Below are 5,130 nucleotides of genomic sequence, written 5' to 3'. Positions count from 1 at the left end.
CAAACCCAAAACACCGTTTGGCATGACCAACACATTAGTAAATTGCAGCGCTCGGCTTTAAAGAAACAAAAGCCAGCGTTACTTTGGTATACCGGTTTAAGTGGCTCAGGTAAATCTACCGTGGCTAATGCGGTTGATGCTTTATTGTATAAATTTGCCTGTCATAGCTATTTACTTGATGGTGACAATGTCCGTCATGGTCTTAATGGTGATTTAGGTTTCAGTGATGAGGCGCGCATTGAGAACATTCGCAGAATTTCCGAAGTCGCCAAGTTATTCCTTGATGCAGGCCTGATTGTTTCAACTGCTTTTATTTCACCTTTTGCCAGTGATAGAGCGTTAGCTAAAGCTAAGCTTGAAGCGGGGGAGTTTATTGAGGTTTATATCGATACGCCGATAAGTGTTTGTGAGCAGCGTGACCCTAAAGGTTTATATAAAAAGGCTCGCGCAGGGGAAATTAAAGACTTTACTGGCATAGACTCAACCTATGATGTGCCGATTGCGCCGCAAATTCATGTCAAAACGGCAGAGCAATCTATTGAGCAATGTGCAGAACAAATTGTTGGTTACTTAATCGAGCATAATTTCATTAGCGTAGATAATTTTAGCTAAGCTGTCCTAAAAGGAAAATCACGTCCATGCATTATGATGTTTTTAATGGTGATGCTGATGGTATCATTGCTTTATTACAAATACGTTTAGCTCAAGGTCAAACTGAGCAAGCGCCTTGTCAGCTGATCACCGGTGTTAAGCGTGATATTAATTTATTGCAGCAGGTAGATAGCACAACAGCCACTTCGGTGACCGTGTTAGATATATCATTAGAGAAAAATAGTAAAGCGTTACAACAACTACTTGCCGCACAAGTGCCGGTATTTTATGTTGATCATCATAGAACCGGTGATATCCCCCAGTCAGCTTTGTTAACTAGCATACTTGATACCGATGCCAATACCTGTACCAGTTTATTGATCAATGACTACCTAAAAGGTGCCCATGTAAACTGGGCAATAACAGCTGCTTATGGTGATAATATGCACGCTAGTGCCAATGTTTTAGCGAAACAAGTCGGTTTATCAGAGTTACAGCAAGCACAACTTAATGAGCTAGGTACTTATATCAATTACAACGGCTACGGACAAGAGCTTAGTGATTTACATTTTCATCCGGCCGAGCTATTTACCTTATTAACTCATTATCCTGACCCTTTTGTTTTAATTGCCGAAGAGAACTCTATTTTTAGTCAATTAAAAACCGCGTATTTAGCGGATATGGAACAAGCTCAAGCAGCGAAAGTATTAACTGATAGTAATCTTGTGAAAACCATTATCCTTGATGATGCTCCTTGGGCGAGGCGAGTTAGTGGCGTTTTTGGTAATGCGCTAGCCAATGAAGCACCGGGTAAAGCCCATATTGTTATTACCCTTAATCAAGCTAAAGCTATTACTGGCACTGATACCCGTACAGAAAACGAGCAAAGTTATACGGTAAGTTTGCGGGCACCATTAAATAATAAGCAAGGTGCTGGTGATATTTGTGCTCAGTTCCCGACTGGCGGCGGTAGAGCCGCAGCTGCTGGTGTTAATGCTTTACCGAAAAGTCGCTTAGATAAATTCATTAAACAGGTTGCCAGCTATTATCAGCATTAAAAGTATCAAAGTTAGAAACTAAGCGTTAAAATAGTTATTATCAGTTTGAGCTGTTTTAATAGTTTTTATTAAGTTAATTCTACAGGCTATTTCAGTAAGCTATTTTAACAAGTAAATAAAAAGAATAGGAATACCATGAGTTTATTAATCACAGGTGGTACCGGTTATATTGGTAGCCATACCGTTGTAGAGTTACTGCAAAGTACAAATGAGCAAGATATTGTTATCGTCGATAATTTATCAAACTCTTCAACTAAAGTGCTTGAGCGTATTGAAATAATCACCAATAAAACCGTTACTTTTATTAAAGCGGATATCTGTGATGAAGCCGCGCTAGAGCAAGTTTTTAATGACCACAATATTGAAGCGGTTATCCACTTTGCTGGCTATAAAGCAGTGGGCGAGTCTAATGAAATTCCACTGGCTTACTATCAAAATAATGTCTCTGGTACCTTAGTTTTATTGCAAGTGATGGCTAATCATAATGTTAAAAACTTAGTGTTTAGCTCTTCAGCGACAGTGTATGGCAATAACGTTTCTCCTTTAAATGAAACCATGGCAACCTCAGCGACTAATCCTTATGGTCAAACTAAGTTAATGGTGGAAAATATCCTCTTTGATTTAGCCAAAAGTGATAAGGCTTGGTCAATTGCTTGTTTGCGTTATTTTAATCCCATTGGTGCTCATCAATCGGGCTTAATTGGTGAAAATCCAAATGGAATCCCTAATAATTTATTACCTTATGTTGCCCAAGTGGCAGTGGGGCGTTTAGCTCAACTACAAGTTTTTGGCGATGACTATGATACCCAAGATGGAACTGGCGTGCGTGACTATATTCATGTAGTCGATTTAGCCCAGGGCCATGTAAAAGCACTAGAAAGCTTAGCTCATGATAAGGGCACGGTAATCGGTTGTCGGGCGATAAACTTAGGTACCGGCAAAGGTACTTCAGTCTTAGAAATAGTGAATACTTTCAAGGAAATTAGTCAGCAAGCAATTCCTTATCAAATAGTGCCGCGCAGAGCAGGCGACTTAGCCACTGTCTATGCCGATGCCTCATTAGCCAATGAATTATTAGGTTGGCAGGCCAAACTCGACTTAACTGCTATGATCCAAGATACTTGGCGCTGGCAGTCTGAAAACCCTAATGGCTTTTAATAATTAAACAGGCTATTAGTTAAAAATTTATAACAATAATAACGAAAGACCAACAGCTTAGGCGCTTGGTCTTTTTTATTAACCTTTTTATTAGTCTTTTTTATTGGACATATCATTGTTTTTGTCAATGGCAGGAGCTTTCTTTTTATTCACCAATAAATAGCAACAGCTAAAGAACAAACCACCGATAGCGCCCCATAAATGCGCATCAATCGCCACACTAGCATCAATTAAGGCAGACACCTCTTCACTGGCACCGTAAAATTGCTCATGGGCTATTTTTAGCCAGAGGCAGATAAATAATAGGTAACCGGTTTTATCTTTATCACGGATATCCATGATGGCGCCGAAAATGAAAATACCGTGCAAGACACCCGATAGACCAACATATTGACCAATGTCAGGGGATAAAAAGTATAAACCAGCACTGCAAATTAACGCCGAGCTGATAAACAGCATGCTGTAATTTTTTAGACTATAGAAATGGCCATGCAACGCCCACAACAAAATTAATGCCGCCAAATTCAACAGCAGATGAATACCATTGGTATGCAAGAAGTGGCCAGTAAAAGTGCGCCATAGCTCACCTTGGCTGATTAATTTATGCTGGTAAACTAATAAGTTACTCAGGGCATCATTAAACAAAAAAGCCACGATAGCTAAAAAGGCGACGCAGATAACTAGCAGGCTGTGCTGCTTAGAGAAAGGCAGATTTTTAAAGGTTAATGGCATGTTGTTAAAAGCTAATGGTTAATATTATTGTATATTTATCTGTTATTTATAAGATATGGATTTATATAAAACTAATAAAGTATACAATGACCGCTTCATTTATTGTGTTTTATTTAAATATTCTATGTCTCGAACACTTTGTCCAAACTGTCATCGGCCTGAAAAAGCTTGTATCTGTGCTTTTACTGCGGATATCGCCAATGATATCCACCTTGTTATTTTACAACACCCTAATGAAGTATCACACACTAAAGGCACTGTTGCCTTATTAGCTAAATCACTCCGTAAATGCCAAGTACTGGTGGGGGAAAGTTTTGATGATGAGCAAGGGTTTTTACAAGTCATGGCGCAGTATCAGGCAGTATTGCTCTATCCAAGTGAGCAAGCACTTTTTCTTGATGAATACGTAATAATAAAATTGCGTAATTGTCTGTCTAACACTCAATATATGCTTGATACTCACCATAACCTTCAAGTGAGTACAGAGGATAAGAGCAAGCCGCTTTGTCTGGTTATTCTCGATGCCACTTGGAAAAAAGCCTATCGCATGTTTATGTTGTCAACAAAGTTACAACAACTACCACAAGTGTGCCTGCCAGATCGTCTGGCGAATGCAGGACAATATCATATTCGAAAAGTCGCTAAAAAAAATGCCTTATCTAGTTTAGAAGCAAGCTGTTATGCTTTAGCCATTTTAGAGCAGGATGAACAAGACTGTTTGCCGATTAGCCCTGAACATGCGGGGAAATATCAACTACTACTGGAAAAATTTCAACAATTCAATCAGTTCCAATTATCTTTTAGACCTGAGCATAAACCCCTTTTGAGGAAACTTGATGATTCATAATTTGTTTTTATTACGACTTTCTACAGTAACATTGATTGTTGCTCAGCTTTTACTAAGCCAAGCAGCGCAAGCCAAACGTGAAATTCGTGAGCCTGAAGCCGCAACTGGTTTTAATCAAAAAAAAGCGGTTTCTGCTCAGCAATATATGGTGGTTGCTGCTAATCCCTATGCAAGTAAAGCGGGTTTGGCGATGCTTGATAAAGGTGGCAGCGCAGTTGATGCTGCTATTGCGGCGCAGCTAGTGTTGAGCTTAGTTGAGCCACAATCCTCAGGCTTAGGTGGTGGTACCTTTATGCTGCATTGGCATAATAAAAAGCAACAATTAACCACTTATGATGGTAGAGAAACCGCACCAAAACAAGCGACCAGTGCTTTGTTTTTAACTGATCAAGGTAAACCATTAAATTGGTCTGAAGCTGTTGTTGGTGGTAAGTCGGTTGGTGTGCCAGGTTTACTTGCCGCACTTAACAAAGCTCATCAGCAGTTTGGCGTCTTGCCGTGGCAGACATTATTTCAGCCTGCAATTGAGTTAGCTGAACAAGGCTTTATTGTCTCAGCGCGTTTAGAAAAATTACTAGGGATGAATTTCAACCCGGGTATACATATTTTACCGGAAATAAAGCAGTATTTTTCGCCAAATGGTATTGGTATAAAAGCCGGAGATACTTTAAAAAACCCTAAACTCGCTAAAGCCTTACGCAGCATTGCTAAAGACGGTGTTGGGGTTTTCTATCAGGGTTGGAT

The 5,130-nt window shown here is 39.6% G+C and carries 6 protein-coding genes; 5 read left to right on the top strand and 1 reads right to left on the bottom strand.

The window, feature by feature from the left end:
* The 3 genes from cysC to galE all read left to right on the top strand — a co-directional run.
* The coding region (gene cysC / locus HRT50_RS17495; protein WP_291616888.1) for an adenylyl-sulfate kinase at positions 1-612 on the top strand (612 nt) is incomplete at its 5' end.
* Between the two features lie 26 nt (positions 613-638).
* Entirely contained in the window at positions 639-1,649 is a 1,011-nt protein-coding gene (locus tag HRT50_RS17490; protein WP_291616886.1) for a DHH family phosphoesterase, read from the top strand.
* A 135-nt stretch (positions 1,650-1,784) separates the two neighbouring features.
* A complete protein-coding gene (galE, locus tag HRT50_RS17485) occupies positions 1,785-2,807 on the top strand; it encodes a UDP-glucose 4-epimerase GalE (protein ID WP_291616884.1) in 1,023 nt (340 codons plus the stop codon).
* Between the two features lie 90 nt (positions 2,808-2,897).
* On the opposite strand, the gene rrtA is transcribed toward galE, so the two are convergent.
* Complete coding sequence (gene rrtA / locus HRT50_RS17480) at positions 2,898-3,539, bottom strand: rhombosortase (RefSeq protein ID WP_291616882.1); 642 nt, start codon at positions 3,537-3,539, stop codon at positions 2,898-2,900.
* Between the two features lie 124 nt (positions 3,540-3,663).
* Between rrtA and HRT50_RS17475 the strand changes: the two genes are divergently transcribed.
* Both HRT50_RS17475 and HRT50_RS17470 read left to right on the top strand, forming a co-directional pair.
* Positions 3,664-4,386, top strand: coding sequence for a tRNA-uridine aminocarboxypropyltransferase (locus HRT50_RS17475; protein ID WP_291616880.1), 723 nt, complete (start codon positions 3,664-3,666; stop codon positions 4,384-4,386).
* The coding region (locus HRT50_RS17470; RefSeq protein ID WP_291616878.1) for a gamma-glutamyltransferase at positions 4,376-5,130 on the top strand (755 nt) is incomplete at its 3' end. The genes HRT50_RS17475 and HRT50_RS17470, both read left to right, overlap by 11 nt.

Source organism: Colwellia sp., assembly GCF_013215345.1.
Taxonomy (GTDB): Bacteria; Pseudomonadota; Gammaproteobacteria; order Enterobacterales; family Alteromonadaceae; genus Colwellia.
Note: the sequence above shows the minus strand (reverse complement) of the source record. Positions and strands in the feature narration are given on the sequence as shown.

Coding starts and splice junctions, on each gene's coding strand:
- HRT50_RS17490 (WP_291616886.1), top strand. CDS start 639: ATGCATTATGATGTTTTTAATGGTGATGCTGATGGTATCATTGCTTTA.
- galE (WP_291616884.1), top strand. CDS start 1,785: ATGAGTTTATTAATCACAGGTGGTACCGGTTATATTGGTAGCCATACC.
- rrtA (WP_291616882.1), bottom strand. CDS start 3,539: ATGCCATTAACCTTTAAAAATCTGCCTTTCTCTAAGCAGCACAGCCTG.
- HRT50_RS17475 (WP_291616880.1), top strand. CDS start 3,664: ATGTCTCGAACACTTTGTCCAAACTGTCATCGGCCTGAAAAAGCTTGT.